The organism is Nocardioides sp. Z40_12, assembly GCF_058215795.1.
The window spans coordinates 99,155-120,656 of the sequence record NZ_JBZAJA010000003.1 but is presented as its reverse complement, the minus strand read 5'-3'; the positions used below and the strand labels follow the sequence as shown (position 1 = coordinate 120,656).

The following is a 21,502-nucleotide window of genomic DNA, read 5'->3' as shown; positions in this document are numbered from 1 at the left end:
CACCTGAGTGCGCTGAGCATGCTGGCGGACGCCTCGACCCAGGTCGAGGGATCCGGCGGCCTCGACGCCTTCGGCCAGGACCCCTGGTGGCTGGTCCTGGTCAAGGCCGTGCTGATCTTCCTGGTCCTGGTGCTGCTGACCCTGTTCAACATCTGGTTCGAACGCCGCGTCGTCGGTCGGATGCAGCACCGGATCGGCCCCAACGTCAACGGACCCTTCGGCCTGCTGCAGTCGCTGGCCGACGGCACCAAGCTGATGTTCAAGGAAGACATCTTCCCCAAGGCGGCCGACAAGGTCGTCTACTTCGCCGCGCCCTTCATCGCGGTGATCCCGGCCTTCGTCACGTGGTCGGTGATCCCGTTCGGGCCGGAGGTGAAGGTCCCCTTCAGCGACATCACCACCCCGCTGCAGCTCACCGACATGCCGGTCGCCGTCCTCTTCCTGCTCGGCATCGCCTCGATCGGCATCTACGGCATCGTGCTGGCCGGCTGGTCCTCGGGGTCGACCTACTCGCTGCTCGGCGGCCTGCGCTCGAGCGCGCAGATGATCTCCTACGAGATCGCGATGGGTCTGGCCCTGGTGGCGGTCTTCATCTACGCCGGCACCATGTCGACCTCGGAGATCGTGGCCGCGCAGGCCGGCGGTCACGTGGAGCTCTTCGGCGCCGAGGTCCCGGTGCCCGGCTGGTTCGGGCTGATCCTGCTGCCCTCGTTCGTGGTCTACGTGATCGCGATGGTCGGTGAGACCAACCGCGCCCCCTTCGACCTCCCCGAGGCCGAGGGCGAGCTGGTGGGCGGCTTCCACACCGAGTACTCCGCGATGAAGTTCGCGATGTTCTTCCTCGCCGAGTACATCAACATGGCGACCGTCTCGGCGATCGCGACCACCCTCTTCCTGGGCGGCTGGCGCGCGCCGTTCCCGTTCTCGATGTGGGACGGCGCCAACGAGGGCTACTGGCCGGTGCTGTGGTTCTTCGGCAAGATGTTCATCTTCATCTTCATGTTCATCTGGCTGCGCGGCTCGCTGCCCCGCCTGCGCTACGACCAGTTCATGGCGTTCGGCTGGAAGGTGCTCATCCCGATCTCGCTGGCCTGGATCATCGCGGTCGCCGCGATCCGGCTGGCGGCCGGTCCCGACGGAATCGACCGCAACTACCTGCTGATCGGCTTCGCCGTGGCGGTGGTGCTGCTCTCGGCGGCGCTGCTGATCCCCGGTGGCGGCGACGACGCCGAGGAGGCGCCGGAGACCGACGAGCAGGAAGCCTTCGCCGGCGGCTTCCCCGTCCCGCCGATGCCCGCGGGGGGTGCCGTGCGTGGCGCCGCCGCCCCGCTGACCTTCCCGACCCGCACGACCGACCACGCTGGTGAGGAGAGCTGATGACCACCCCGAAGCCCCGTGCTGAGAGGGCAGAGTCCGAGAAGGGGTCCAAGACCCTCAAGGAGCAGCTCTGGGACCCCGTCGCGGGATTCGGCGTCACCTTCCGGACGATGTTCCGCAAGGTGGTCACCGAGCAGTACCCGTTCGACAAGCAGCCGACCGCGCCGCGCTTCCACGGCCGGCACCAGCTCAACCGCTGGCCCGACGGCCTGGAGAAGTGCATCGGCTGCGAGCTGTGCGCCTGGGCCTGCCCGGCCGACGCGATCTACGTCGAGGGCGCGTCCAACTCCGACGCCGAGGGCGGGGAGCGCTTCAGCCCCGGTGAGCGCTACGGCCGGGTCTACCAGATCAACTACCTGCGCTGCATCCTCTGCGGCCTGTGCATCGAGGCCTGCCCCACCCGGGCGCTCACGATGACCAACGAGTACGAGCTGGCCGACACCACCCGCGAGTCGCTGATCTACGAGAAGAGCGACCTGCTGGCCCCGCTGCTGCCCGGCATGGAGCAGCCGCCGCACCCGATGCTCCTCGGCGACGACGAGGGCGACTACTACCGCGGCAGCTTCAAGAAGGAGGGAGACCAGTGACCGCCTTCTGGATCCTCGCCCCGGTGATGGTGCTGGCCGCGCTGGGCGTGCTCTTCGTGCGCAAGGCCGTGCACGCGGCCCTGCTGCTCGCCGTGGTGATGATGAGCCTCTCGGTGCTCTACCTGGTGCTCGAGGCGCCCTTCCTGTTCGCCGTGCAGATCATCGTCTACACCGGCGCGATCCTGATGCTCTTCCTCTTCGTGGTGATGCTGGTCGGCGTCGACGCGAGCGACTCGGTGGTGGAGACCATCCGCGGGCAGCGGCTGGCCGCCACCCTGTTCGGCCTGGTGCTGGGCGCCGTCATGGTGCTCGCCGTGGCCCAGCTCTCGCTCGGTGCCGCCACCGGGATGGGCGCGGCGAACGCCGACGGCAACGTCGAGGGGATCGCCTCGCTCCTGTTCAGCCGCTACGTGTTCGCCTTCGAGGCGATCGCGGCGCTGCTGATCACCGCCGCGCTGGGCGCCATGGTGCTGGCCCACCGCGAGCGGCTGACCCCCAAGCAGGGGCAGGCCGACATGGCCGCGCAGCGGATGCGCGACTACGCCGAGTCCGGGAAGCACCCGGGCCCGCTGCCGGCCCCGGGCGTCTACGCCCGCCACAACGCGGTGGACACCCCCGCCCTGCTGCCCGACGGCTCGATCTCGGAGATCTCCGTCTCCCGGGTGATGCAGGCCCGGGGCGTGGTCCGCTCCGGTCCGGCGCTGGCCGAAGACATCGATCCCATCGCGCGCCAGCTCGGCGTCCCTGACAAGGTGCCGGAGACCGGCGGCAAGGACTCGGGCGTCGCGAACACCGAGGAGGACCAGGCATGAGCCTCACCCCCTTCATCGTCCTCTCGGCGATCCTCTTCACCATCGGTGCGGTGGGCGTGCTGGTCCGGCGCAACGCGCTGGTCGTCTTCATGTGCGTCGAGCTGATGCTCAACGCCTGCAACCTGGCACTGGTGACCTTCGCCAAGCAGCACGGCAACCTCGACGGCCAGATCGCCGCCTTCTTCGTGATGGTGGTGGCCGCGGCCGAGGTCGTGGTCGGGCTCGCCATCATCATGACCATCTTCCGGACTCGTCGCTCGGCCTCGGTCGACGACGCGAGCCTGCTGAAGTACTGACGAGGTCGCTGACATGTCAATCTCCCTTGCTGACGCACACATCCCGGTCGTCGACCCCGGCCCCGCCGATGGTGTGCTCTCCCTCCTCTGGCTGATCATCGCCCTGCCGCTGGCCGGCGCGGTGGTGCTGCTCCTCGGCGGTGCCCTGGCGCGCGGCGCCATGGACCGCTGGGGCCACTGGCTCGGCACCGCCACCGTGGGCGGCTCCTTCGTGCTGAGTCTGCTGGCGTTCCTCGCCCTGCTCGGCCGCGACGAGGCCGACCGCCAGGTCGGCCAGGAGCTCTACACCTGGTTCGAGTCCGGTGGGCTCAAGGTCGGGCTGGACCTCCTCTACGACCCGCTGACCGCGCTCTTCCTGCTGCTGATCACCGGTGTGGGCACCCTGATCCACGTCTACTCCATCGGCTACATGGAGCACGACCCGCGCCGCCGCCGGTTCTTCGGCTACCTCAACCTCTTCGTCGCGGCGATGCTGGTGCTGGTCATGTCGGCCAACTTCCTCGGCATCTTCCTGGGCTGGGAGGGCGTCGGCCTGGCGTCCTACCTGCTGATCGGCTTCTGGCAGCACAAGCCGTCGGCGGCCGCCGCGGCCAAGAAGGCCTTCGTCATCAACCGCGTCGGTGACATCGGGCTCTCCCTGGCCATCGCGCTGATGTTCGCCACCTTCGGGTCCACCGACTTCTCGGTGATCAGCGCGGTCAGCTCCGAGGCGAGCCAGGGCACGCTCAACGCGATCGGCCTCCTGCTGCTGCTCGGGGCCTGCGGCAAGTCCGCCCAGGTGCCGCTGCAGGCGTGGCTGCTCGACGCGATGGAGGGCCCGACCCCGGTCTCGGCCCTCATCCACGCCGCGACCATGGTCACCGCCGGCGTCTACCTGGTGGTCCGCTCCAACTTCATCTTCGAGCTGGCCCCGGCCGCCCAGACCGTCACCGTCATCGTCGCCACCGTCACCATCTTGTGGGGTGCGGTCCTCGGCTGCGCCAAGGACGACATCAAGAAGGCGCTCGCCGGCTCCACGATGAGCCAGATCGGCTACATGATGCTGGCCGCCGGGCTCGGCGTGGTGGGCTACGCCTTCGCGATCTTCCACCTGCTCACCCACGGCTTCTTCAAGGCCAACATGTTCCTCGGGGCCGGCTCGGTGATGCACGGGATGAACGACGACGTCGACATGCGTCACTACGGCGGCCTGCGCTCGTACATGCCGGTCACCTTCCTGACCTTCGCGATGGGCTACCTGGCGATCATCGGCTTCCCGCTCTTCTCCGGCTTCTGGTCCAAGGACAAGATCATCGAGACCGCCATCGCCGAGAACTGGGTGGTCGGCCTCTGCGCCCTGCTGGGCGCCGGCATCACCGGCTTCTACATGACCCGCCTGATGCTGATGACCTTCTTCGGCGAGAAGCGCTGGGAGGACGACGTCCACCCCCACGAGTCGCCCAAGCTGATGACCGTGCCGCTGATCGTGCTCGCGGCGCTCTCGGTCCTGGGCGGCGTGATGCTGCTCGGCGACTGGATCGTCGACTTCCTGGCCCCCGTCACCGGGGTCGCCGCACACCACGAGCCCCCGGTGCCGCCGCTGGTGATCACCCTGATCATCGTCGCCGTGGTCGCCCTCGGGGTGGCCGCCGCCTGGTTCCTGGTCGGCAAGCAGGCGATCCCGCGGGTGGCGCCCACCGACGTCTCCCCGCTCACCCGGGCCGCCCGTGCGGACCTCTACGGCGACCAGATCAACGACGTCGCGGTGGTGGGGCCGGGCGCGGCCCTGGTCCGCGGCCTGACGACGGTCGACCGGGTCGGCGTCGACGGCGCCGTCGAGGGCGGCGCCGCCACGCTCGGCGGGTTGTCCGCGGTCGGTCGCCGCCTCCAGAACGGCTTCGTCCGCTCCTACGCCCTTTCCGTTGTCGGCGGCGTGCTGCTCGTCGTCCTGGCCCTGATGGCGGTGAACCTCGCATGAGCGAACTTCCCTGGTTGACCCTGCTGATCCTCGTCCCGCTCGTCGGGGCGCTGGTGACTGCCTTCCTGCCGAGCCGGCCCGGACAGCCGCTGGCCAAGCAGGTGGGCCTCGGCTTCGCCGCCGCCACGGCGGTCCCCGCGCTCGTGGTCGCCTCCGGGTTCGACCTCGACGGCGGCTTCCAGTTCACCGAGCAGCACGAGTGGATCGGCCTGCTTGGCGCCCACTACGCCCTCGGTGTCGACGGGCTGGGGCTGCTGATGGTGCTGCTCACCGTGGTGCTGGTGCCGCTGGTGATGCTCGCCTCCTGGCGCGACAGCGACGAGGGCTCCACCCGCGCCTTCTTCGCCTGGGTGCTGGCCCTGGAGGGCCTCTCGCTGGCGGTCTTCTCCGCCACCGACGTCTTCCTCTTCTACGTCGTCTTCGAGGCCACCCTGATCCCGGCCTACTTCCTGATCGCCGGCTACGGCCGGGCGGGACGCAGCCGGGCGGCCACCAAGTTCCTCATCTACCAGCTCGCCGGCGGACTGGTGATGCTCGCCTCGGTGATCGGCCTCTACGTCGTCTCCGCCGACGCCGGTGAGCCGTCCTACCTGCTCGGTGACCTCGCCGCGCTCGAGATCGACGAGACCACCCAGCGCTGGCTCTTCGCCGGCTTCTTCATCGCCTTCGCGATCAAGGCGCCGCTGTTCCCGGTGCACACCTGGCTGGCCGACACCACCGAGAAGGCGACCACCGGCACCTCGGTGCTCCTGGTCTGCGTGCTCGACAAGATCGGCACCTTCGGGATGCTCCGGTTCTGCCTCGGGCTGCTGCCGGACGCCTCGCAGTGGGCCACCCCGTTCGTGGTGGTGCTGGCGCTCATCTCGATCGTCTACGGCGCCCTGGTCGCGATCGGCCAGGACGACATCCTGCGCCTGATCGGTCTGACCTCGCTGTCGCACTTCGGCCTCATCGTCCTGGGCATCTTCGTCTTCTCCACCCAGGGCGCCGCGGGCGCGATCCTCTACATGGTCAACCACGGCCTGGCCACCGCCGCGCTCTTCCTGGTGGCCGGCTTCATCATCCGGCGCAGCGGCACCCCGCTGATCAGCCAGATGGGTGGCCTGGAGAAGGTCGCGCCGGTGATGGCCGGTGCGTTCCTGATCGCCGGGCTGGCCGCGCTGGGCCTGCCGGGCCTCTCGCCCTTCGTCTCGGAGATGATGGTGCTCATCGCCGCCTTCGGCTACGCCTGGTGGGCCGGGGCGGTGGCAGTCACCGCGATCGTGCTGGCCGCGATCTACATCCTGTGGACCTACCAGCGCACCATGACCGGGCCGACCCGGCCCGAGCACTCCGGCGTCACCGACCTCGACACCCGAGAGGTCGGCACCCTCGCCCCGCTGCTGCTGGCGCTGGTCCTCCTCGGATTCGTGCCGATGCCGCTGCTCGACGTGATCAACCCCAACGTCGAGGACACCCTGACCCACGTCGGGGTGACCGACGACCCGCCCACCGTGGGAGCCACAAGTGACTGACTTCGTCAAGCCGTCCCTCGACTACCTCCAGCTGACGCCCCTGCTGGTCGTCTTCGGCCTGGCCTGCGTGGGGGTCGTCGCGGAGGCGTTCGTGCCCCGGACCTACCGCTACGTCACCCAGACCTCCCTGGCCCTGGTCGGGCTGGTGGGCGCCCTGGCGTGCGTGGTGCTGATCGCCGTCGACTACTCCGGCGACCAGGCCTTCACCCACGCCGACGGTGCCGCCTACGGCCTGATCGCGGCGATGGGCACGGTGGCCGTCGACGGGCCGACGCTCTTCATCTGGGGCCTGATCCTGGTCCTGGCCATCCTCGGCACCATGCTCTTCGCCGAGCGTCGCCTCGACGGCGGCGTCTCCGCCTTCGCCGGCCAGGCCGCGGCCCTGCCCGGCACCGAGGGCGAGCGCGAGGCCTCCACCCGGGGCCTGGAGCACACCGAGATCTACCCGCTGCTCCTCTTCGCGGTCTCCGGCATGCTGCTCTTCCCGGCCGCCAACGACCTGCTCACGATGTTCGTGGCCCTGGAGATCCTCTCGCTGCCGCTCTACCTGCTCTGCGGGCTGGCGCGCCGTCGCCGGCTGCTGAGCCAGGAGGCGGCGATGAAGTACTTCCTCCTCGGTGCCTTCTCCTCGGCGTTCTTCCTCTACGGCGCGGCCCTGCTCTACGGCTTCGCCGGCTCCATGGAGCTCGCCGCGATCGGCGAGGCCGTCGCCGGGTCGACCGACAACCAGGCGGTGCTGCTGCTCGGCATCGGGCTGCTCGCGGTGGGCCTGCTCTTCAAGGTCGGCGCCGCGCCCTTCCAGGCCTGGACGCCCGACGTCTACCAGGGCGCCCCGACCCCGCTGACCGCCTTCATGGCGGCTGCCACCAAGGTCGCGGCCTTCGGCGCGCTGCTGCGCCTGCTCTACGTCGGCCTCGGCGCCGACCGCTGGTCCTGGGCTCCGATGCTCTGGGTGGTGGCGATCCTGTCGATGGTCGTCGGCACCGTCCTGGCGCTGACCCAGAACGACGTGAAGCGCCTCCTGGCCTACTCCTCGGTCGCCCACACCGGGTTCATCCTCACCGGCGTGCTCGGCCTGCAGGCGTCCACCGACCTGTCGCCGGGGGAGATCACCTCTCTCCAGGCGGTGCTCTTCTACCTCACCACCTACGGGCTGATGACCCTCGGCGCCTTCGCCGTGGTGAGCCTGGTCCGCGACTCCGGTGGCGAGACCACGCACCTGAGCCGGTGGACCGGGCTGGGCAAGGAGGCTCCCTTCGTGGCGGCCGTCTTCGCCTTCTTCCTGCTGGCGATGGCGGGCATCCCGCTGACCTCGGGCTTCATCGGCAAGTGGGCGGTCTTCTCCGTCGCCCTGGCTGCCGGTGCGTGGCCGGTGGTGATCGCCGCGGTGCTGACCAGCGCGGTCGCGGTCTACATCTACGTGCGCGTGATCGTGCTGATGTACTTCCGTGAGCCGGTGGGCGACGGTCCGTCGGTCGTCACCCCGTCGGTGCTGACCGCCTCCGCCATCGCGGTGGGTGCCGCGGCGACCCTCGTGCTGGGCGTCGTGCCGGGCCCCCTGCTCGACCTGGTGGCCAGTGCGGGAGAATTCATCAGGTGACCACTGAAGCCACCCCCGCACTCGCCCTGCCCGTCGTCGACGACGAGCTGGCGGCACGGCTGAGGGAGCGGCTCGCCGAGGTCGAGGTCGCGCTCGCCGGGCACGTGCGCGGCAGCGCCGACTTCGTGACCCAGGCCGCCGGCCACCTGCTCTCCGCGGGGGGCAAGAGGTTCCGGCCGCTCCTGGTCCTGCTGGCGGCCGAGACCGGTCCCCGGCCGTGGGCGCCCGAGGTGCTCACCGCGGCCTGCGTCGTCGAGCTGACCCACCTCGCCTCGCTCTACCACGACGACGTGATGGACGAGGCCGACCTGCGGCGCGGGGCCGACTCGGCCAACGCCCGCTGGGACAACCACGTGGCGATCCTGATCGGCGACTTCCTGTTCTCCCGGTCCTCGGAGCTGACCGCCGACCTGGGCGCGGACGCCGTGCGCATCCAGGCGCAGACCTTCTCCCGGCTGGTCCAGGGGCAGGTGCTGGAGACGGTCAGCGCCGCGCCGGGCGCCGACCCGCTCGACCACTACCTCGAGGTGGTGGCCGGCAAGACCGGCTCGCTGATCGCCACCTCCGCCCGCTACGGCGCGATGTTCGGTGGCGCCTCCGACGAGGTGGTCGCCGCGCTGACGTCCTACGGCGAGCTGGTGGGCTCGGCCTTCCAGCTCTCCGACGACATCCTCGACATCGCCTCGGAGTCCTACGAGTCGGGCAAGACCCCGGGCACCGACCTGCGCGAGGGGGTGCTCACCCTGCCCGTCCTCCTGGCCCTGCGCTCGGAGGACCCCGCCGACGCGCGGCTGCGCGAGCTGCTCGGCCAGGACCTCAGCGACGACGCGCTGCACGCCGAGACCCTCGACCTGCTGCGCCGCAACCCCGCGATGGCCCAGGCCCGTGCCTACGTCGAGAAGCAGGCCGGCGAGGCCAAGGCGCTGCTCTCCGTGCTGCCCGAGGGGCCGGCGCGACAGGCGCTCGAGGCCTTCGCCGACGTGGTCGCCGTCCGCTCGGCCTGAACGGCCGTAGGCGACCTCCCCACGCGCGGGGAGGGTCAGTGGGCCGGTCCCGCGGCGACGGTCCGGGCGAGCTGGCGGCGGTGCGAGATCATCTCCGCGCTCAGCAGCACCAGGGCGAGCCAGACCAGGCCGAAGCCGACCCAGCGGCCGGCCGGCATCTCCTCGCCGAACCACAGCACCCCGAGGGCGAACTGCAGGATCGGCGTGAGGTACTGCAGCAGGCCCAGGCCGACGAGGCTGACCCGGGTCGCGGCGGCCCCGAAGAGCACCAGCGGGACGGCGGTCACGATCCCGCTGGTGACGAAGAGGAGCGCCTGGCCGGCGCCGTGGGACCCGAACTGGGCCGAGCCGCTCAGGGTCAGCCAGCCGACGTACGCCCCGGCGATCGGGGCCAGCAGCACGGTCTCGACGGTGAGCGACTCGATCGCCCCGGCGTCGGCCTTCTTCTTGGCCAGGCCGTAGGTGCCGAAGCTGAAGGCCAGCAGCAGCGCGAGCCACGGGGGCCGCCCGTAGTCGACGGTGAGGACCACGACGGCGAGCGCGGCGACGCCCAGGGCGAGCCACTGCCGGCCCCGTAGCCGCTCGCCGAGGAGGAGGACCCCCAGCAGCACCGTGACCAGCGGGTTGATGAAGTAGCCCAGCGAGGCCTCCACCACGCGCCCGTGGTTGACGCCCCAGATGTAGCCGCCCCAGTTGACGCTGATCACCGCGGCCGCGAAGCCGAGCAGCGCGACGGTACGCCGGTCGGCGACCAGCGCGCGCAGCTGGCGGCCGCGGCCGAGCAGCAGCACCACCAGGACCATGCACACCGCGGACCACAGGACCCGGTGGGCCAGGATCTCCAGCGCCCCCGCCGGCTCGAGGAGCGGCCAGTAGAGGGGGAAGGCGCCCCAGATCACGTAGGCCGCCAGGCCGAACCCCAGACCAGCCCCCGTCCTGCTCACCGGCCCAGCCTAGGCGCCGGGTCCTCGCCGGGTATCGACACCCCCATGAGGGTCCCCGTCCTAGGATGAGCGGACCAACACTCCGTCCACACGCCACACCGGGGGTACACACACATGCGGATCTTCCGCGCACTCATCGCCACCCTGACCGCCACGCTGCTGGGGGCCACTCTGCTCGGCACCGTCCCGGCCCACGCCGACGACCGTCCGGTCCGGACGATCGAGTGGCAGACGACGCAGAAGAACTGGCGGTCCTTCCAGCTCACGGCCACCGTGCAGGACCTGATCGGTGGCAAGGCGGTCATCCAGCGCAAGACCTGCGGCAAGTGCCGGTGGAAGAAGGTCAAGAAGGTCAAGACCAACGATCTCGGCGTCCTGAAGACGCGGATCTACGCCCCGCGGACGAAGGGCAAGTGGCTCTACCGCATCCAGATCAACGCCCAGGACGGCTACGCCCGCTCGCGGAGCACCCGCATCGGCGTCATCCTGAAGAACCGCTGACGCGCCTGCCCTGAACAGCCCGAGAGCCCCACGCCATCGGCGTGGGGCTCTCGTGCTGTTGACGTGCGGAGTCTGCTCAGACCACGGTCCAGGTGTCGCCGCCGCCGATCAGCGAGGCGAGCCGGGCCTTCGGGTCCTCCTGGGCCGAGGAGCCGCCGGCGAGGGTGAGCTGTTCGCGGGCCTGGTCGTCGTAGGTGGGGCGTTCGACGGCGCGGAAGATGCCGATGGGGGACTGGTTGAGGTAGCCGGAGTCGGTGAGGCGGCTGATGGCGAAGGCGAGGGTGGGGTCGGGGTTGTGGGCGTCGTGGATGAGGATCTGGTCTTCTGCGACGTCGGTGGCGAGGGCGGCGCGGACGCCGCCGGTGACCTCGTCGCGGATGAGGACCTTGGTGCCGTGGCCGTTGTCGTCGTGGGGGCCGAAGCGGATCTGTTCGCCGTGGACCAGGGGGATGATGGCGTCGGCCTTGGTGTCGGGGTTCTTGATGGCGTCGAAGGCGCCGTCGTTGAAGATGGGGCAGTTCTGGTAGATCTCGACCAGGGAGGTGCCGCGGTGGGCGGCGGCGGCGGCGAGCACTGCGGTGAGGTGCTTGCGGTCGGAGTCGATGGTGCGGGCCACGAAGGAGGCTTCGGCGCCCAGCGCCAGGGAGACGGGGTTGAAGGGGTGGTCGAGGGAGCCCATGGGGGTGGACTTGGTGACCTTGCCGGCTTCGGAGGTGGGGGAGTACTGGCCCTTGGTGAGGCCGTAGATGCGGTTGTTGAAGAGCAGGATCGTCATGTTGACGTTGCGGCGCAGGGCGTGGATGAGGTGGTTGCCGCCGATGGAGAGGGCGTCGCCGTCGCCGGTGACGACCCAGACGGAGAGGTCTTCGCGGGCGGTGGCGATGCCGGTGGCGATGGAGGGGGCTCGGCCGTGGATGGAGTGCATCCCGTAGGTGTCGAGGTAGTAGGGGAAGCGGGAGGAGCAGCCGATGCCGGAGACGAAGACGATGTTCTCGCGTCGGAGTCCGAGGTCGGGGAGGAAGGACTGGACGGCCTTGAGGACGGCGTAGTCGCCGCAGCCGGGGCACCAGCGGACCTCTTGGTCGGAGGTGAAGTCCTTGCCGGTCTGCTTCTCGCCCTCGGCGATCGTGGGGACGCCGGCGGTGCCGGTGGTGGGGAACGGCAGGTCGGTGGTGGTGCTCATCGCAGGACTCCTTCGACGGACTCGGTCAGGTCGACGGGGGTGCCCTCGACCTCGCCGACGAGGCTGCCGATGACCTCGGCGAGCTCGGCGGCCTTGATGGGCATGCCGTTGACCTGGTTGTAGCCCACGGTGTCGACGAGGTACTCGGCGCGCAGCAGCAGCGAGAGCTGGCCGAGGTTCATCTCCGGCACCAGCACCTTGTCGTAGCGGGCCAGGACCTCGCCGAGGTCCCGGGGGAACGGGTTGATGTGGCGCAGGTGCGTCTGGGCGACGCGGCCGCCGGCCCGGCGGACACGGCGGACCGCGGCGCCGATCGGCCCGTAGGTCGAGCCCCAGCCGATGACCAGCACGTTGGCTCCGCGCCCTTCGGCGGCGCCGGGGTCGTCGACCTCCAGCGGGGGGAGGGCGTCGGCGATCCGCGCGATCTTGGCGGCCCGGGTGCGCACCATCAGGTCGTGGTTGGCCGGGTCGTAGGAGATGTTGCCGTGGCCGTCGGCCTTCTCCAGGCCGCCGATCCGGTGCTCGAGCCCTGCGGTGCCCGGCACCGCCCAGGGACGCGCCAGGGTGTCGGCGTCACGCAGGTAGGGCCAGAAGTCGGTCACCTCGCTCTGCTCGCCGGTCTTGGCGTCCTTGCGGGTCGAGGTGTGGTTGGGCTCGGTGGCGAAGCGGGGCTCGATGGCGGCCAGCTCGGAGATCTCGGGGATCCGCCACGGCTCCGAGCCGTTGGCCAGCATCCCGTCGGAGAGCAGCATCACCGGGGTGCGGTAGGTGATCGCGATCCGGCACGCCTCGAGCGCGGCGTCGAAGCAGTCGCCGGGCGACTGCGGGGCGATCACCGGCAGCGGCGACTCGCCGTTGCGGCCGAACATCGCCTGCAGCAGGTCGGCCTGCTCGGTCTTGGTGGGCAGACCCGTGGAGGGGCCGCCGCGCTGCACGTCGACGACGACCAGCGGCAGCTCGGTCATCACGGCCAGGCCGATCGCCTCGGACTTCAGGGCCACGCCCGGGCCCGAGGTGGTGGTCACCCCGAGGTGACCGGCGAACGAGGCGCCGATGGCGGAGCCGACGCCGGCGATCTCGTCCTCGGCCTGGAAGGTGGTGACGCCGAAGGACTTGTGCTTGCTCAGCTCGTGGAGGATGTCGGAGGCCGGGGTGATCGGGTAGGAGCCCAGGAAGACCGGCAGGCCGGACTGGACGCCGCCGGCCACCAGGCCGTAGGCCAGGGCCAGGTTGCCGGTGATGTTGCGGTAGGTGCCCGGAGCCATCGTGGCCGGCTTGATCTCGTAGGAGACCGCGAACGCCTCGGTGGTCTCGCCGAAGTTCCAGCCCGCCTTGAAGGCGGTGATGTTGGCGTCGCGGATGTCGGGGACCTTGGCGAACCGCCGCGAGAGGAACTCGACCGTGGTCTCGGTGGGGCGGCCGTACATCCACGACAGCAGGCCGAGGGCGAACATGTTCTTGGCGCGGGCGGCGTCCTTGCGGGAGAGGCCGAACTCCTTGACCGCCTCGACCGTCATGCCGGTCAGGTCGAGGGGGTGGACGGAGAACTCCGCGAGCGAGTCGTCGTCCAGCGGGGAGCCGACGTAGCCCGCCTTGGTCAGGTTGCGACCGGTGAAGTCGTGGGTGTCGACGATGATCGTCGCGCCCTTCGGCAGGTCGCCCAGGTTGGCGCGCAGGGCGGCGGGGTTCATCGCCACCAGCACGTCGGGGCGGTCGCCCGGGGTGAGGATGTCGTGGTCGGCGAAGTGGACCTGGAAGGACGAGACGCCCGGGAGGGTGCCCTGGGGGGCGCGGATCTCGGCGGGGAAGTTGGGGAACGTCGCCAGGTCGTTGCCGAAGGCGGCCGACTCCTGGGTGAACCGGTCACCGGTGAGCTGCATGCCGTCACCGGAGTCGCCGGCGAACCGGATGATGACGCGGTCCAGCTGCTTGACCTGCTTGGTCACTGCGGGCCTTCCTTCTGCATCTGCTGTGTGCCCTTGCGTGCGGGGGGGCGGAGGTGGGGTTGCCTCCGCATGCACGCGCCCCCGGGGGGAGGCGCGCGGATTCAACACTAACCCCGAGGCAAGCCGCGCGTCGTCGCGTCTTGAAGTCCCCCACGCGCAGAGATGTGACGCCCGACACGTGACAGGTAATGTCTCATATGCTGAGTAAGACACTAAAGTGCAGTACCTTACTCCTCAAACACCAGTTCACGCCGCCGCGAGGCGGCCGCCAGAGGGAGCAGCAACATGAGGTCGAGCACCAAGGGTCGAGGCATCGCCGCAGCAGGCATCGGGCTGGCCATGCTGGCGCTGAGCGCCTGCGGCGGCGGGTCGGACGCCGCCGATGGGGACGACAAGACGCTCAGCATCGTCGGGTTCGCCGTTCCCGAGGCGGCCAACAAGGCCATCGGCGAGGAGTTCGTCAAGACCGACGCCGGCAAGGGCTACCGGTTCAAGACGTCGTACGGCGCCTCGGGCGACCAGAGCCGCGCCGTCGAGGCCGGCCTCGACGCCGACTACGTCCACTTCTCGGTGGCCAGCGACGTGACCCGCCTGGTCGACGCCGGTCTCGTCGCCGACGACTGGGACGCGGGGGAGAACAAGGGTGTCGTCTCCCGCTCCGTGGTCGTCTTCGGCGTCCGCGACGGCAACCCCAAGGGCATCGAGGACTGGGACGACCTGATCAAGCCCGGCGTCGAGATCGTGACGCCCAACCCGGCCTCCTCGGGGGCGGCCCGGTGGAACGCGCTCGCGGCCTACGGACAGGTCATCCGCAAGGGCGGCACCGAGCAGGAGGCCACGGAGTACGTCGACAAGTTCTTCGCCAACGTCGTCTCCCTGCCCGGCAGCGGCCGGGACGCCACCACCGCCTTCCTCGGCGGCAGCGGCGACGTGCTGATGGCCTACGAGAACGAGGCGATCCTGGCCGCGCAGAACGGCGAGGAGTTCGAGTACATCATCCCGGAGACCACCCTGCTGATCGAGAACCCGGGCGCCATCCTGACCGAGGCCGACCCGGCGGCGGAGGACTGGCTGGAGTTCGTCCTCAGCGACGAGGGCCAGCGGCAGTTCGCCCTCACCGGCTTCCGCCCGATCCGCGACGACGTCGACTACGGCGGCACCGTCGAGGGTGCCAAGGACCCGTCCGACCCGTTCCCGGTCGTCCCCGACCTGATGACGGTGGCCGAGGACTTCGGCAGCTGGGACGACCTCTCCACCAAGTTCTTCGACGAGGAGGACGGCCTTGTCACCAAGGCCATCGCCGCGTCGGGCAAGGGCGAATGACCACTCCATGACGAGTGTCTCCATCGAGGCCGCTGGCCGGTCGGCGCGCAGGCGCCGGCCGGCCCTCGGCACGAACCTGACCGCCACGTCCGGCGTCGGCCTGGGCGTGGCCATGATCTGGTTCAGCCTGCTCGTCCTCATCCCTCTGTGCGCCGTGGTGGTGACCGCGGCCGAGGGCGGCTGGGGAGCGTTCTGGACCACGATCACCAACGAGCAGACGTCGGCCGCCATCAAGCTGACCGTCTCCCAGGCGGCCCTGGTCACCCTGGTCAACGTCGTCATGGGCACGCTGATCGCGTGGGTGCTGGTGCGCGACCACTTCTGGGGCAAGGGCGCCCTGGAGATCCTGATCGACATCCCCTTCGCGCTGCCCACCATCGTCGCGGGCCTGGTGCTCCTCTCGCTCTACGGTCGCGACAGCCCGTTGGGGTTCGACGTGGTCAACACCCGGGCCAGCGTCTTCCTGGCCTTCCTCTTCGTCACCCTGCCGTTCGTCGTCCGGATGGTGCAGCCGGTGCTCGCCGAGCTCGAGAAGGACGTCGAGGAGGCGGCCGCCTCCCTCGGGGCCAGCAGGATCACCACGTTCCGCCGGGTCATCCTGCCCAGCCTGGTGCCGGCGATCGCCGCCGGCGCGGCGCTCTCCTTCGCCCGCGGGGTCAGCGAGTACGGCTCGCTGGTCCTCCTCTCCGGCAACCTGCCCTTCAAGACCGAGGTCACCTCGGTGCGCATCCTCGGCAGCATCGAGAACGACAACGTCGCCGCGGCCGCGGCCACCGCCACCGTCCTGCTGATGATCTCGCTGACCGTGATCGTGCTGCTCGACGTGATCCAGAGGAAGGTGTCCAAGCGTGGTTAAGTACGTGCTCCGGCTCGTGGTCGTCGCCTACCTGTTCCTGCTGGTGGCGTGGCCGGTCTCGTTGGTCGCGATCAACACCTTCGACGGCGGGCCCACCGCGCTGGTCGAGGTGCTGCAGGACCCGGACGTCCAGGTGGCGCTGCGGCTCACCGTGGTCGCGGCCCTCACCGCGGTCCTCATCAACACCCTCTTCGGGGTCGGGATGTCCCTGCTGCTGGTCCGCTACACCTTCCCCGGGAAGCGGATCCTCAGCGCCCTGATCGACCTGCCCCTCTCGGTCTCGCCGATCGTGGTCGGCCTCGCGCTGGTCCTGGTCTACGGCGGCCAGGGCGGCTGGTTCGGCCCCTCCCTGGAGTCGGCGGGGTTCCAGGTCATCTTCTCCACCCCCGGCATCATCATGGCCACCGCCTTCGTCGCGCTGCCCCTGGTGATCAGGGAGGTGGTGCCGACCCTGGAGGAGATCGGCATCGAGCAGGAGCAGGCCGCCACCAGCCTGGGCGCCAGCGCCTGGCAGACCTTCTGGCGGATCACCCTGCCCGGCATCAAGTGGGCGGTCGTCTACGGCGTGGTGCTCTCACTGGCCCGGTCGCTCGGCGAGTTCGGCGCCGTCAAGGTCGTCTCCGGCAACGTGCTGGGGGAGACCCGCACCGCCACCCTCGTGGTGGAGGAGAAGTACCTCAACTTCGACCAGCAGGGGGCGTACGCGATGGCCTTCCTCCTCGCCATGGTCTCGGTCCTGTGCATCGTCATCGTCGCCATCCTCCGTCCCAGCAACGAGAAGTCAGCAAAGAAAGGCGCACGCGCATGAGCATCGAGGTCAAGGGTCTGCACAAGAAGTTCGGTGACTTCGTCGCGCTGCAGGACGTCAACGTCTCCATCCCCACCGGCCAGCTCACCGCGCTGCTGGGCCCCAGCGGCGGCGGCAAGTCCACCCTGCTGCGGATCATCGCGGGCCTGGAGAGCGCCGACTCCGGCACCATCGAGATCGAGGGCGTGGACGCCACCCGGCTCTCGCCGCAGAAGCGCAACGTGGGCTTCGTCTTCCAGCACTACGCGGCGTTCAAGCACATGAGCGTGGCCAAGAACGTCGCCTTCGGGCTGGAGATCCGCAAGCGGCCCAAGGACGAGGTCAGGCGCCGGGTCGAGGAGCTGCTCGAGCTGGTCCACCTCTCCCAGTTCGGCCACCGGCTGCCCTCGCAGCTCTCCGGCGGCCAGCGCCAGCGGATGGCGCTCGCCCGCGCGCTCGCGGTAGAGCCGACGGTGCTGCTGCTCGACGAGCCGTTCGGCGCCCTGGACGCCAAGGTCCGCAAGGAGCTGCGCGACTGGCTGCGGCGTCTGCACGACGAGGTGCACGTGACCACGGTCTTCGTCACCCACGACCAGGAGGAGGCGCTGGAGGTCTCCGACCAGATCGTGGTGATCAACGAGGGACGGGTCGAGCAGATCGGCACCCCCGACCAGCTCTACGACGAGCCGGCCAGCGACTTCGTGATGAGCTTCCTCGGCGACGTGACCACGCTGGGCGGGCACGCCATCCGCCCGCACGACATCGACGTCGCGGTCTCCCCGCAGGTGGCCGGCGTGGTCGAGGGCACGGTGGCCCGGGTGCTGCGGATCGGCTTCGAGGTGCGGCTGACCGTGCACACCCTGGACGGCGAGGAGGTCACCGTGCAGCTGACCCGCACCCACGCCCGCTCGCTGGGCCTGGTCGAGGGCGCCACGGTCTGGCTGAGCCCGGCCGAGGGCGCGACCGTGATGCCGCCGCGCCAGGTTGCCCTCTCCTAGTCAGGGCGGGGCGCCGGCGGGCACGCGGCGAGGGGTTCTCGGGCGTGTTCTTCGTCACGTGTGATCCGCCGGCGCAAGATGTCTAGTCCACGATCCCCTGAGCGGTCGCCAGATGGACCCACGTGGCATGTGCGTGCTATTCGCGCGGAATGAAGAGGAACGCCGTGCGGCGCATTTCTCTTGAATTCTGAATCAGCGTGGGCAAGTTTCCTTTTCCACTATTCCTCGTGGGCTGGCGCCGCCGTGGTGATGGGGGTGTGGGGTCTGTGCGCCTGGAGCCTCACGGTGCCGCAACAGCACCGACTCGTCTCCCTGGCCCCGGGAGTGCCCCCGTGGCGACCGCCGGCGCTCAGCTGCGGTGGACCTCGCGTTCGAATTCGATGAAGGACCCCACCATCGCGGCGTAGATCCGCCCCACGAGCGCGCCAGACCCGCCCGACTCCTCGGCCCGGCTCGCCGCACGCTCGACGACCGCTGCGGCGCGGGCGGGCGCGCGCACGGCCGCGTCGTCGGTCTTGAAGTCCGAGGCCCGGGCCACCAGGTGCTGGCGCGCCACGAGGAGACCCACCAGCCGGCTGTCGAGCTCGTCGATGGCCAGCCGCACGGCGGCCAGGTCTGGCAGGTCCGCCGGGTGCGGCTGGTCGGCGGGGGGAGGTGCGGGGCTCTCGGTCACGACGCCCCTGCCCTCAGCGGTAGTTGGTGAACTGGACCGCGAAGTCCAGGTCCTGGGACTTCACCAGCTGCTGCACGGCCTGCAGGTCGTCGCGCTTCTTGGAGGAGACGCGCAGCTCGTCGCCCTGGATCTGCGCCTTGACGCCCTTGGGGCCCTCGTCGCGGATGAGCTTGGAGATCTTCTTGGCGTCCTCGGAGGTGATCCCCTCCTTGAGGGTGATCGAGATCTTCGACTGCTGGCCCGAGGGGCGCGGCTCGGAGGCGTCGAGGATCTTCAGCGACTGCTGACGCTTGATCAGCTTGTCCTTGAAGACGTCGAGGACGGCGGTGGCGCGGTCGTCGGCCGAGGCGGTGATCTCGATGGCGTGCTCGCCCTGCCACTCGATGGTGGCGCCGGTGCCCTTGAAGTCGAACCGGGTGGCGACCTCGCGGGCGGTCTGGCCCAGCGCGTTGTCGACCTCCTGGCGGTCCAGCTTGCTCACGATGTCGAACGACGAGTCGGCCATGTTCTCTCCTGTGCTGGCTGGTGGCGTGCTGGCGCCGCGCTGGGGTCGGGGACCTGATTTGTCCCTGCACGCGGTGCTTGGGCTATTCTTCCTTCTCGTCGGCCAGGGGTTCAAACGGACTCCGGGTCGACGGTGTGAGGCAGGTTGCCCGAGCGGCCAATGGGAGCGGACTGTAAATCCGTCGGCTTACGCCTTCGAAGGTTCGAATCCTTCACCTGCCACATCCACAGACGCTGGCCCCCGCCTGACGGCGGGGGCCAGCGGCGTTTCCGGGGATGCGTCAGCCATGGCTAATTCATGCACATCATTGCTATGGTGTGGGCCACGGGAGCCCCGGCCGGGACCCGTGGAGACTACGCAGATTGGGAGATCACCATGGGACGCTTCGACGGCAAGACGGCCTTCATCACCGGCGGGGCGCGCGGCCAGGGCCGCTCGCACGCCATGCGCCTGGCGAGCGAGGGTGCGAACGTCGCCATCATGGACATCGCGGCCCAGATCGACACCGTCGCCTACCCGCTCTCGACGCCCGACGACCTCGCCGAGACCGAGCGCGCGCTCAAGGACCTCGGTGCCGAGGTGCTGACGATCCAGGGCGACGTGCGCGACCAGGCGGCCGTCGAGGCCGCGGTCGCCGCCGCGGAGGAGCGGTTCGGCGGGATCGACATCGTTCTCGCCAACGCCGGGATCATGGCCAGCTACGGCGACCGGAAGAACGACATCCAGGCGTGGCACGACTCGGTCGCCACGATGCTGAACGGCGTCTACTTCCTGCTCCGCGCGGTCACCCCGGGCCTGATCGAGCGTGGGCGCGGCGGTGCCATCTGCATCACCGGGTCGACCTCCAGCTTCATCGGGGTCGCCTACAAGGAGGAGATGCTCAACCCCGGCCAGATGGGCTACGGCGCGGCCAAGACCGGGGTCCTGTCCTTGATGAGGAACTTCGCCATGGTGCTCGGCAAGCACGGCGTCCGGGTCAACACCGTGATCCCCGCCGGCGTCTCCACGAAGATGATCGTCAACGACTTCTTCAGCTCCGACCTCTCCGGCGACGCCCCCGGCGGGTGGATGGCCAACGTGATGGAGCGGGGTCCCGTCGAGCCCGAGGAGATCACCCACGCCGTGGCGTGGCTCTGCTCCGACGAGGCGCGCTTCGTCACCGGGCAGACCCTGGCGGTCGACATGGGCACCCTCCTGCTCTGAGGCCCGGGTGGGGCAGACTCGCGGCATGCCCCCCGAGCAGCTCCACCGGATAGGACGGCGGCGGGCCTGGAGCATCTGGCTGGTCGCCATGGCGGTCTACGTCCTGGCGATCTTCCACCGCAGCTCGCTGGGAGTGGCCGGGCTGCTGGCCTCCGAGCGGTTCGGCATCACCGCGACCGAGCTGGCGTTCTTCACCGTCCTCCAGCTCGTCGTCTACGCCGCGATGCAGGTCCCGGTCGGGGTGCTGCTGGACCGCTACGGCTCCCGCGCGCTGCTGCTCGGCGGGCTCGCGCTGATGACGCTGGCGCAGCTCGTCTTCGCCTTCGCCACCTCCTTCGGGGTGGCGGTGCTGGCCCGCGCCCTGCTCGGGGCCGGCGACGCCATGATCTTCGTCAGCGTGATCCGGCTGGTCGCCGTCTGGTTCCTGGTCCGGCAGGCGCCGATGGTCACCCAGGTGACCGGGTGGGGAGGCCAGCTCGGGGCGGTGGTCGCGGCCGCCCCGCTGACCCTGCTGCTGGAGCACCTCGGCTGGACCCGGACGTTCGCGGCCGCCTCCAGCCTCGGGGTGGTGCTGCTGGTCGCCGTCGCGCTGCTGGTCAAGGACACGCCCTACCGCTCCGAGGGGGTGGTCCGGGTGAAGTTCCGCGCGCTCGCCTCGTCGGTGCGCACCGTCTGGGGCAACCCCGGCACCCGGCTGGGCATGTGGACCCACTTCACCGCGCAGTTCTCCGGGACCGTCTTCGCGTTGCTGTGGGGCTTCCCGTTCCTGGTCCGCGGCCAGGGCTGGTCCGAGGTCGCCGCCGGCACCCTGATGATGCTGATGACCGGCTGGGTGGTGGTCAGCGGCCTGCTGCTGGGCGCCGCGGTCGCGCGCTGGCCCTGGTACCGGTCGTGGCTGGTCCTCGGCATCGTCGCGGCGATGGCACTGGCCTGGGGCGCGGTGCTGCTGCACCCCGGGCCGTCGCCCGCCTGGTTGCTGGTGGTGATGGCCTTCGCGACGGCCAGCGGGGGTCCGGCGTCGATGATCGGCTTCGACCTGGCCCGCACCTTCACCCCGGTGCGGGCCCTGGGCCGGGCCAACGGGATCGTCAACGTCGGCGGCTTCGTGGCCAGCCTGCTGACCATGGCGGTGATCGGGGTGGTCCTCGACCTGCGCGAGCCCGGCGGCATGGGCGCCTACGACCTGGACGACTTCCGGTGGGCGATGGCCACCCAGTACCTCTTCTGGGCCTTCGGGGCCTGCCAGGTGCTGCGGTTCCGGCGCCGGGCGGTGACCCACCTGCAGCGCGTGCACCCCGGCGCGGTGGCGCAGATGAAGGCCGGTCGCCCCTTCGTCCATCCCGGGGTGGGCGACGACGGCGTCTAGGGCGTGACAGGTGTCATGCCCCGCCCGTGCGTTCCGGCGACCCCTCCATGACGCCCGACACTGGTGAGCC

At 70.1% G+C, this 21,502-nt stretch carries 20 protein-coding genes and 1 tRNA gene; 16 read left to right on the top strand and 5 right to left on the bottom strand.

What is annotated here, in order from left to right; all coding sequences use genetic code 11:
- Window positions 1-18: 18 nt before the first annotated feature.
- The 8 genes from nuoH to AC4BG9_RS06845 are packed head-to-tail and all read left to right on the top strand — an operon-like array spanning window position 19 to window position 9,147.
- Window positions 19-1,377, top strand: a complete 1,359-nt coding sequence (gene nuoH, locus AC4BG9_RS06880) for an NADH-quinone oxidoreductase subunit NuoH (RefSeq protein ID WP_490570652.1) — start codon at window positions 19-21, stop codon at window positions 1,375-1,377.
- A complete protein-coding gene (gene nuoI / locus AC4BG9_RS06875; RefSeq protein WP_490570340.1) occupies window positions 1,377-1,964 on the top strand; it encodes an NADH-quinone oxidoreductase subunit NuoI in 588 nt (195 codons plus the stop codon). Before nuoH ends, nuoI begins: the two co-directional genes overlap by 1 nt.
- Window positions 1,961-2,776 carry an NADH-quinone oxidoreductase subunit J gene (locus tag AC4BG9_RS06870; RefSeq protein ID WP_490570339.1) on the top strand — a complete coding sequence of 272 codons (816 nt, stop codon included), beginning with the start codon at window positions 1,961-1,963 and terminating at the stop codon, window positions 2,774-2,776. The genes nuoI and AC4BG9_RS06870 overlap by 4 nt, the downstream gene beginning before the upstream one ends.
- Window positions 2,773-3,072 (top strand): NADH-quinone oxidoreductase subunit NuoK, encoded by a 300-nt coding sequence (gene nuoK, locus AC4BG9_RS06865; RefSeq protein WP_490570338.1) that lies wholly within the window; start codon window positions 2,773-2,775, stop codon window positions 3,070-3,072. The genes AC4BG9_RS06870 and nuoK overlap by 4 nt, the downstream gene beginning before the upstream one ends.
- 13 nt (window positions 3,073-3,085) lie before the next feature.
- A complete protein-coding gene (gene nuoL, locus AC4BG9_RS06860; RefSeq protein ID WP_490570337.1) occupies window positions 3,086-5,029 on the top strand; it encodes an NADH-quinone oxidoreductase subunit L in 1,944 nt (647 codons plus the stop codon).
- A complete protein-coding gene (locus AC4BG9_RS06855) occupies window positions 5,026-6,543 on the top strand; it encodes an NADH-quinone oxidoreductase subunit M (protein ID WP_490570336.1) in 1,518 nt (505 codons plus the stop codon). The genes nuoL and AC4BG9_RS06855 overlap by 4 nt, the downstream gene beginning before the upstream one ends.
- A complete protein-coding gene (gene nuoN, locus AC4BG9_RS06850; RefSeq protein ID WP_490570335.1) occupies window positions 6,536-8,143 on the top strand; it encodes an NADH-quinone oxidoreductase subunit NuoN in 1,608 nt (535 codons plus the stop codon). Before AC4BG9_RS06855 ends, nuoN begins: the two co-directional genes overlap by 8 nt.
- 26 nt (window positions 8,144-8,169) lie before the next feature.
- Window positions 8,170-9,147, top strand: coding sequence for a polyprenyl synthetase family protein (locus AC4BG9_RS06845; RefSeq protein ID WP_490570651.1), 978 nt, complete (start codon window positions 8,170-8,172; stop codon window positions 9,145-9,147).
- Window positions 9,148-9,182: 35 nt separating this feature from the next.
- On the opposite strand, the gene rarD is transcribed toward AC4BG9_RS06845, so the two are convergent.
- The gene (rarD, locus tag AC4BG9_RS06840; protein WP_490570334.1) at window positions 9,183-10,091 is read right to left on the bottom strand and encodes an EamA family transporter RarD; all 909 of its coding nucleotides are present in this window, start codon (window positions 10,089-10,091) and stop codon (window positions 9,183-9,185) included.
- Window positions 10,092-10,205: 114 nt separating this feature from the next.
- Between rarD and AC4BG9_RS06835 the strand changes: the two genes are divergently transcribed.
- On the top strand, window positions 10,206-10,592 hold the full coding sequence (locus tag AC4BG9_RS06835; RefSeq protein WP_490570333.1) for a hypothetical protein: 387 nt from the start codon (window positions 10,206-10,208) through the stop codon (window positions 10,590-10,592).
- Between the two features lie 76 nt (window positions 10,593-10,668).
- On the opposite strand, the gene AC4BG9_RS06830 is transcribed toward AC4BG9_RS06835, so the two are convergent.
- Together AC4BG9_RS06830 and AC4BG9_RS06825 are read right to left on the bottom strand one after the other, a co-directional pair.
- Window positions 10,669-11,775, bottom strand: coding sequence for a 2-oxoacid:ferredoxin oxidoreductase subunit beta (locus AC4BG9_RS06830; protein WP_490570332.1), 1,107 nt, complete (start codon window positions 11,773-11,775; stop codon window positions 10,669-10,671).
- Complete coding sequence (locus tag AC4BG9_RS06825; RefSeq protein WP_490570331.1) at window positions 11,772-13,721, bottom strand: 2-oxoacid:acceptor oxidoreductase subunit alpha; 1,950 nt, start codon at window positions 13,719-13,721, stop codon at window positions 11,772-11,774. The genes AC4BG9_RS06830 and AC4BG9_RS06825 overlap by 4 nt, the downstream gene beginning before the upstream one ends.
- 285 nt (window positions 13,722-14,006) lie before the next feature.
- On the opposite strand from AC4BG9_RS06825, the gene AC4BG9_RS06820 reads away from it, so the two are divergent.
- The 4 genes from AC4BG9_RS06820 to AC4BG9_RS06805 are packed head-to-tail and all read left to right on the top strand — an operon-like array spanning window position 14,007 to window position 17,685.
- Entirely contained in the window at window positions 14,007-15,044 is a 1,038-nt protein-coding gene (locus tag AC4BG9_RS06820; protein ID WP_490570330.1) for a sulfate ABC transporter substrate-binding protein, read from the top strand.
- Between the two features lie 7 nt (window positions 15,045-15,051).
- Window positions 15,052-15,900: a sulfate ABC transporter permease subunit CysT gene (gene cysT / locus AC4BG9_RS06815; protein WP_490570329.1), complete on the top strand. Its 849-nt coding sequence runs from the start codon at window positions 15,052-15,054 to the stop codon at window positions 15,898-15,900.
- A complete protein-coding gene (locus AC4BG9_RS06810; RefSeq protein WP_490570328.1) occupies window positions 15,893-16,708 on the top strand; it encodes a sulfate ABC transporter permease in 816 nt (271 codons plus the stop codon). The genes cysT and AC4BG9_RS06810 overlap by 8 nt, the downstream gene beginning before the upstream one ends.
- On the top strand, window positions 16,705-17,685 hold the full coding sequence (locus AC4BG9_RS06805) for a sulfate/molybdate ABC transporter ATP-binding protein (RefSeq protein ID WP_490570327.1): 981 nt from the start codon (window positions 16,705-16,707) through the stop codon (window positions 17,683-17,685). Before AC4BG9_RS06810 ends, AC4BG9_RS06805 begins: the two co-directional genes overlap by 4 nt.
- Before the next feature lie 349 nt (window positions 17,686-18,034).
- Here AC4BG9_RS06805 and AC4BG9_RS06800 read toward each other — a convergent pair whose 3' ends face one another.
- Together AC4BG9_RS06800 and AC4BG9_RS06795 are read right to left on the bottom strand one after the other, a co-directional pair.
- Window positions 18,035-18,358 carry a chorismate mutase gene (locus AC4BG9_RS06800; RefSeq protein WP_490570326.1) on the bottom strand — a complete coding sequence of 108 codons (324 nt, stop codon included), beginning with the start codon at window positions 18,356-18,358 and terminating at the stop codon, window positions 18,035-18,037.
- Between the two features lie 13 nt (window positions 18,359-18,371).
- Complete coding sequence (locus tag AC4BG9_RS06795; RefSeq protein ID WP_490570325.1) at window positions 18,372-18,863, bottom strand: YajQ family cyclic di-GMP-binding protein; 492 nt, start codon at window positions 18,861-18,863, stop codon at window positions 18,372-18,374.
- A 138-nt stretch (window positions 18,864-19,001) separates the two neighbouring features.
- Here AC4BG9_RS06795 and AC4BG9_RS06790 point away from each other — a divergent pair.
- From AC4BG9_RS06790 to AC4BG9_RS06780, 3 genes are all read left to right on the top strand, one after another.
- Window positions 19,002-19,084: transfer RNA gene (locus tag AC4BG9_RS06790), tRNA-Tyr, on the top strand.
- A 154-nt stretch (window positions 19,085-19,238) separates the two neighbouring features.
- The gene (locus AC4BG9_RS06785) at window positions 19,239-20,066 is read left to right on the top strand and encodes an SDR family oxidoreductase (protein ID WP_490570324.1); all 828 of its coding nucleotides are present in this window, start codon (window positions 19,239-19,241) and stop codon (window positions 20,064-20,066) included.
- 25 nt (window positions 20,067-20,091) lie between these two features.
- Entirely contained in the window at window positions 20,092-21,432 is a 1,341-nt protein-coding gene (locus tag AC4BG9_RS06780; protein WP_490570323.1) for an MFS transporter, read from the top strand.
- Window positions 21,433-21,502: the final 70 nt, after the last annotated feature.

Excerpts from the sequence above, each read along its gene's own strand:
- AC4BG9_RS06820 (WP_490570330.1), top strand. The coding sequence starts at position 14,007 with ATGAGGTCGAGCACCAAGGGTCGAGGCATCGCCGCAGCAGGCATCGGG.
- AC4BG9_RS06855 (WP_490570336.1), top strand. The coding sequence starts at position 5,026 with ATGAGCGAACTTCCCTGGTTGACCCTGCTGATCCTCGTCCCGCTCGTC.
- AC4BG9_RS06785 (WP_490570324.1), top strand. The coding sequence starts at position 19,239 with ATGGGACGCTTCGACGGCAAGACGGCCTTCATCACCGGCGGGGCGCGC.
- nuoL (WP_490570337.1), top strand. The coding sequence starts at position 3,086 with ATGTCAATCTCCCTTGCTGACGCACACATCCCGGTCGTCGACCCCGGC.
- AC4BG9_RS06830 (WP_490570332.1), bottom strand. The coding sequence starts at position 11,775 with ATGAGCACCACCACCGACCTGCCGTTCCCCACCACCGGCACCGCCGGC.
- AC4BG9_RS06805 (WP_490570327.1), top strand. The coding sequence starts at position 16,705 with ATGAGCATCGAGGTCAAGGGTCTGCACAAGAAGTTCGGTGACTTCGTC.
- nuoH (WP_490570652.1), top strand. The coding sequence starts at position 19 with ATGCTGGCGGACGCCTCGACCCAGGTCGAGGGATCCGGCGGCCTCGAC.
- AC4BG9_RS06780 (WP_490570323.1), top strand. The coding sequence starts at position 20,092 with ATGCCCCCCGAGCAGCTCCACCGGATAGGACGGCGGCGGGCCTGGAGC.
- cysT (WP_490570329.1), top strand. The coding sequence starts at position 15,052 with ATGACGAGTGTCTCCATCGAGGCCGCTGGCCGGTCGGCGCGCAGGCGC.
- nuoI (WP_490570340.1), top strand. The coding sequence starts at position 1,377 with ATGACCACCCCGAAGCCCCGTGCTGAGAGGGCAGAGTCCGAGAAGGGG.
- AC4BG9_RS06835 (WP_490570333.1), top strand. The coding sequence starts at position 10,206 with ATGCGGATCTTCCGCGCACTCATCGCCACCCTGACCGCCACGCTGCTG.
- AC4BG9_RS06795 (WP_490570325.1), bottom strand. The coding sequence starts at position 18,863 with ATGGCCGACTCGTCGTTCGACATCGTGAGCAAGCTGGACCGCCAGGAG.
- nuoK (WP_490570338.1), top strand. The coding sequence starts at position 2,773 with ATGAGCCTCACCCCCTTCATCGTCCTCTCGGCGATCCTCTTCACCATC.